This is a genomic window from Schnuerera sp., from assembly GCF_035459645.1.
Lineage (GTDB): Bacteria > Bacillota > Clostridia > Tissierellales > Tepidimicrobiaceae > Schnuerera.
Genome location: NZ_DATHXO010000151.1, coordinates 1 through 5832, shown reverse-complemented (window position 1 = coordinate 5832; position 5832 = coordinate 1). Strand labels below are relative to the sequence as shown.

Annotated in this window: 6 protein-coding genes, 1 pseudogene and 1 riboswitch; all 7 genes and pseudogenes read right to left on the bottom strand. The window is 31.7% G+C overall.

What is annotated here, in order from left to right; all coding sequences use genetic code 11:
- On the bottom strand, window positions 1-1073 hold a 1073-nt coding region (locus tag VK998_RS03555; RefSeq protein WP_325225555.1), incomplete at its 3' end, for a hypothetical protein.
- A 131-nt stretch (window positions 1074-1204) separates the two neighbouring features.
- The gene (locus VK998_RS03550; RefSeq protein WP_325225553.1) at window positions 1205-1948 is read right to left on the bottom strand and encodes an ABC transporter ATP-binding protein; all 744 of its coding nucleotides are present in this window, start codon (window positions 1946-1948) and stop codon (window positions 1205-1207) included.
- A 20-nt stretch (window positions 1949-1968) separates the two neighbouring features.
- Window positions 1969-2946 (bottom strand): ABC transporter substrate-binding protein, encoded by a 978-nt coding sequence (locus VK998_RS03545; protein ID WP_325225551.1) that lies wholly within the window; start codon window positions 2944-2946, stop codon window positions 1969-1971.
- A gap of 25 nt (window positions 2947-2971) precedes the next feature.
- Entirely contained in the window at window positions 2972-3745 is a 774-nt protein-coding gene (locus tag VK998_RS03540; RefSeq protein WP_325225547.1) for an ABC transporter permease, read from the bottom strand.
- A complete protein-coding gene (locus tag VK998_RS03535) occupies window positions 3714-4010 on the bottom strand; it encodes a thiamine-binding protein (protein ID WP_325225544.1) in 297 nt (98 codons plus the stop codon). Before VK998_RS03535 ends, VK998_RS03540 begins: the two co-directional genes overlap by 32 nt.
- A 96-nt stretch (window positions 4011-4106) precedes the next feature.
- A riboswitch (TPP riboswitch) is annotated at window positions 4107-4210 on the bottom strand.
- A 149-nt stretch (window positions 4211-4359) separates the two neighbouring features.
- Window positions 4360-5175: an alpha/beta fold hydrolase gene (locus VK998_RS03530; protein WP_325225542.1), complete on the bottom strand. Its 816-nt coding sequence runs from the start codon at window positions 5173-5175 to the stop codon at window positions 4360-4362.
- 278 nt (window positions 5176-5453) lie between these two features.
- Window positions 5454-5832, bottom strand: a pseudogene (locus VK998_RS03525) (helix-turn-helix domain-containing protein); the annotation flags it as partial.

The following is a 5832-nucleotide window of genomic DNA, read 5'->3' as shown; positions in this document are numbered from 1 at the left end:
ATTGATTCATCATAGTTTGAGTAAAAATCAAAACTTCTTACAGTATCGGCTTCATATCCTTCATTGTAGATTTCATAATATTTGCCTTCTATATTGCCATTTTCAACGGAAGTTATTTCTACAAACCTTTCTCCAACCTTTTCAAAGGAATTCCCTTCCTCTATAACTATATCATTTTTGTATTTACCAATATATTTACTGTCAAATTCATAGCCTTCTTTGCTATATGTGACTTTTTGACCATCTAAATTTGGAGCTTTCACAACTGTACTATTAACATCTTTTATATCAATTGAAAAATCTAAAGAATAAATATGTTCAATACCTTTACTATCCTGTGCCGATATACTTGCAGTAAAAATACCACTTTCTATAATTCCCTCTTCATTTTCAATTGCCTTGCCCGTTGCTTTTGTAAGATATATATTTGCTTTAGGACGTGGAACATCTAGGTTTTTAGCACTCCACTCGTCAAGTATATTGTATTTAAATATAAAGGAAGAAACAGCATTAACAACAGATGGAATTTGAGTTTCTGACAAATTGCCAATATACATTTTCTTTCCATCCAATTCCTCAACTTGGATGACATCTTGTAAACTTCCTACAAATGCATCCAGAATCTTCTCTGCATCCTTAACTTGCTCCTCCTCAAATGGATTTTCAATTATTCTGCTAGTTTCATTATTATATTTTCGTTTCTCAAATACGTCATAAGAACCATCATCAAAATTTTTATATATACTTTGGTTTTCATCACTATACCAATAGTTTTCTCTTAATTCACCTTTTTTAAAATTCTTATCTATTGATTCTTTAGCTTTGTTCTGTATATCAAATTTTCCATTAGATATTGATTCTGCAAATACCTTGCCATCAATTTTAAGGGATATGGTAGCATCAGCACTAAAGTTATCAACTTCACTCGTCAATTTTCCCATTGTTGTCTTAACAGAATTTTTCAAGCTATAATATCCTGAACCAAGCATAATATCTGCAAAACCTGCCGTTGCTAAAATAGTAGCTCCAAGTACAAAAGCACATATTGTAGCAGCCTTTTTACTAAATTTCATCTTTCTTGCCTCCCATCATATAATTTACTAACATAAGCTTAAGCATTTATGTAGTACAATTACATGATACATTATTTATCTTGAATAACTATAAACTAATTATTAACAATTTATTAAATTTTAGTTTTAGCTCAACTATTATCCAATACATTTAATATCCATCTTTTATAGTCAATAAATTCTTTGCTTAATACAAATTTTCCTCCTCTTGGTTTTTGATCTTCTATTTTTAACTCTTGTGTTATTCGTCCAGGCTTTCCAGCCATAATATAGATGCGATTAGACAAAACAATCGATTCATCTATATCATGGGTAATAAATAAAGTGGATAATTTAATCTTTTCCATAACATTCTGGTACCAACTATGCATAGTTCTTTTGGTTATAGCATCCAAAGCACTAAAAGGTTCATCTAATAAAGCAACTTCCTGGGAAAATAAATATGTCCGAAGTAATGCTGCCCTTTGCCTCATTCCTCCAGATAACTGATGAGGATATTTGTCCTGGTTTCCATCTAGCCCAAAAGTTTTAAAATATTTTTCAGCTTTTAAATTTGCTGTTTTTTTGCTTTCTCCTTTTATAATAAGAGGTAACGATACATTGTCCAATACTGTTTTATATGGTAATAATAGATCTTTTTGTAGCATATAACTAATATGCCCAGACTCTCCTGTGATATCTTTATTGTCTAATAAAACTTTCCCTCCATCTGGAACTAATAAACCAGATATGATATTAAATAATGTAGTCTTTCCTACTCCGCTAACTCCTAATAAACATACTATTTCACCTTCATTTACTTCCAATGAAATATCTTTAATTATCTTTTTCTTACCATAAGACTTTGATATATTATTTACACTAAGTTTTGCCATTAAATTATTCTCCTCGATTTCTAATCAGGAAGATAGTAATTAGTAAACCCAAATCCTGATAAAATCTCTTTTTCAATAAGGCCTTCTTCCCATAACCAGGAATAGAAATTATCCCACCTATCCTGATCAATATAACCCCATTGACTTACTTCTGCTTTATACTGATCTGCAAGCCATTTTTGGCTCTCCTGAACCAATTCCTTATCCAACTCTGGATTTGCATTTATCAATATATTAGCCGCTTCCTCAGGATTATCTATAGCATATTCATATCCTTTAGCTATCGCCTTTAGAAACGCTTCAGTTTTTTCTTTATTTTTCTCTATATATTCATTATTTCCAACTAAAATTGGGCTATAATAATCTAACACTGGGTTAATATCTTTAAATGCAAAGAAATCCGTTTCTAGACCCTTCACCTTAGTTGCAATACCATCCCAAGCATAATATACCCATATTGCATCCATGTCTGTATTAAGTGCTGTCACAACATCCGTTACAGTACTTGGAACCATTCTTATGGAGCCATAGTCTCCTCCATCAGCCTCTACTACCGACTTTATTATTGCCTTTTCAATAGGCATATCCCAGGTAGCATAAATTTTATTAGCCATTCCTTTTGGAGTTTCTATTCCATTGCCTTTAAGGGATATAATTCCCGATGTATTATGCTGTATTAAAGCTGCTACTGCAGTTACTGGAAGAGGATTGTTCGAAGCAAATGCTGGAGCTATCATATCCTGAAAAGCAATCCCAAATTGAGCTTTTCCTGATGCTACAAGGCTTTCAGCACCCCCCTCTGGAGGCTGGACAATTTCTACATTAAGACCTAATTCTTTGAAATATCCCTTTTCTTCAGCTACATATAGCCCTGTATGATTAGTATTTGGTGTCCAATCAAGTACAACAGTTATCTTTTCCTCACCCTTATTTTCACAAGCTGTCAAAATAGCCATTATTCCTAATATACAAAATAATATTATCAATTTCTTTTTCACACTGATTCTCCTTACATTTTATATTTTATAATTTATTTTCACCTTTAATCCATGGCATACTTATTTTTTGTAAAAATACAACACCCTCCATCAATATCAAACTAATGATGGATATAAGTAAAATTACAGCAAACATTTTATCAAAAGAATAGGATTTTTTAACCCTTGTCATATATACACCTAGTCCATTAAAACCACCAAGCCATTCTGAAATGACTGCTCCGACTACAGAATAGGAAACAGAAATCCTTAAGCCAGCAAAAAAATGGGATATAGAACTTGGTAATTTTATATGCTTAAATATTTGCCTGTCTGAAGCATTCATTGATCTAAGAAGTTGTATAGCATCAGAATCTGCTGACTTGAAACCGTCTAATAAACCGATGGTAATAGGAAAAAATGTTACAATTACAATCAATGTAATCTTTGGTGCCATACCATAACCCAACCATAATACTAATAAAGGTGCAATTGCTACAGTTGGTATAGTCTGGGTAATAATTAGTATTGGGTAAATAGCCTTATAGATAAAATGAAATCTATCCATAATTACAGCAACCATAAATCCTAATGATACTCCAATAGCAAGTCCGAAAAATGCTTCTAATAATGTAGTCCTTGCATGATTCATTAGAAGGGGAAAATCAAATATAAAAGCTTTTAAAACATCCAAAGGGGATGGTAGCATGAACTTTGGTACAATCTCCATAGCAGATAGAAACTGCCATAAAATAAGTATACCTACTATTGCTACATAAGATGACACTCTATTTGTGATGCTTTGTAACCTTTTGATCAATAGTAAGTACACCGCCTTCTGGTTTAAAACATATCTTAACATAGGACATTACAGATGGGCATCCTGATTTAATTGCAATGTATTGACATTCCTTCACAATATCCAGTAGTTCTTCAAGTTCTCCTTCTATTGTAGTTTCAAAAGGTCCTACATAATAAGATAATCCTGTACTTTTGATATATCCAATCACCTCATCAACAATTTTACACACTAACTCATCTGTCTCGACTTTTGGCAATACTTGAATAGCAACGCTTGCATTCATTATAAATTCCTCCCTTATTTTAGTTATATTAAAATTAAACATTAAAAAATCCTTTCTGGTTATTAGCCAGAAAGGATTAAGTACCATTAGATAAAATAAATGCTACACTATAATCCCTACGCTGGCATTACCCAGATCAGGTAAACGGTTAGAGAATCTCTCTTCTCAGCCCGACATATCGAGCACCCGTGTTTTAATTTTAGAATATATCATATTTAGTAAATTGTCAAGGATAGCTTAAATCCTGTTTTTTAGATATATATTTGAGGATTTCAAATCCGCTTTATCTTCCTTTATAGGCAGGAATAGTATAAACATTATACCATTAAATGGGAATTTATTGTAATTTCTAACAATTTCTAAGATATAAAAATTTTAGTACTATTTGGTTGAAATCTTCAGCCTCTTCATATGCTCCATGTCCAAGACCCCTATACAAAATCAACTTACTATCATTTATTCTTTCAGCCATTTCCCTGCTTGCATTTTCTCCTACAACTTTGTCGCTATCCCCACCTATTACTAAAGTAGAGCATTTAATTTTATCTAATTCATCATAAGCATTATGATTAAGGCATGCATTAGCTTGAACTATGAATCTTTTAAAGTCTTTTGGTTTTCCAACTCTCGTTATAATAGGATAAAATATTCTATATTTTTTAAGTTTATCTTCTGTAAAGGTTTTTTCCATGGTATCTATAATTAAATTTCTGTAATCATTGTTTTCAGCCAAGGTTATCCAATTTCTTATAACTTTCTGTATAGTATCATTCTGTTTGGAAATAGATACCCCTATAACAAGTTTATCTACCATTTCAGGATAATCAATAGCAAGATATTGTGATATCATTCCTCCTTGTGAAACGCCCATTATGTGAGCATTCTTTATACCTAGATTTTCCATGGCAATCTTTTGATCTTCTGCCATATCCCTAATTGAATATCCTTCCTCAATACTATTTTTTCTACTAAAAACATATACTTTATATTCTTTAGCAAATAGTCTATACATTCTCGAAAGCAATACTTTTGTTCCTCTAACAGTTTTTAATCCATCTCCTAATCCTGGTATAATAATAAAAGCTTTTTGACCCCTGCCAAAAGTAACATAGTCCATATCTGCCCCACCAACCCTTGTCTTCTCTTCCTTTGCCCCATAAAACATTATAATACCCCCTCATTCATATAACCCTCTTTTTAGCATATAAATATATTTCTTAAGTTCTTCCAAATAACAGTCTTTAATATCATTGATGTCAGAATATTGGTCTGCTTCTTTAGTAAATTATATTATCAATACTCTCTATCAAAGTTACCTACTTTCTCTTGTCACTACTCTAATTAGCCAATGTCATAAAAATCTCTTGCCTAAGTGTTTAGATTGCCACACCAAATCCAGCAACAATTATTGATATTACATTGCTTTTTTATATTTTCGTTCCTCTACTTTCCTGTATTGTCTTCTAACTTCTTTAAAGTAAAGAATGACAAGATTATGGTGATAATATATATTAATGCAAAAGTAAAGCCAGTAATTATGTCTGTAGGATACGGAGAAACAACTCTTCTAAAAATTAATGTAATAATCAAAGAGATTGGCATAAATAACCCAATTATTATATTGAACCAATTAATAATAAAAGGCGCTTTTGATTGAGATATTAGTTTGGCTATAAAATAGGCTGCAACACCAACTACTTGAATTATCATTGATCCCCAGATAACTTCTGCAGATTGTTCTGTATACCAACTGCCAAATGCTACAAAAATTCCAATTGCTAAAAATGCAGTTGAAGCTATATACAATATTTGGCTGGTATTA

Coding starts and splice junctions, on each gene's coding strand:
- VK998_RS03530 (WP_325225542.1), bottom strand. CDS start 5,175: ATGTTTTATGGGGCAAAGGAAGAGAAGACAAGGGTTGGTGGGGCAGAT.
- VK998_RS03535 (WP_325225544.1), bottom strand. CDS start 4,010: ATGAATGCAAGCGTTGCTATTCAAGTATTGCCAAAAGTCGAGACAGAT.
- VK998_RS03550 (WP_325225553.1), bottom strand. CDS start 1,948: ATGGCAAAACTTAGTGTAAATAATATATCAAAGTCTTATGGTAAGAAA.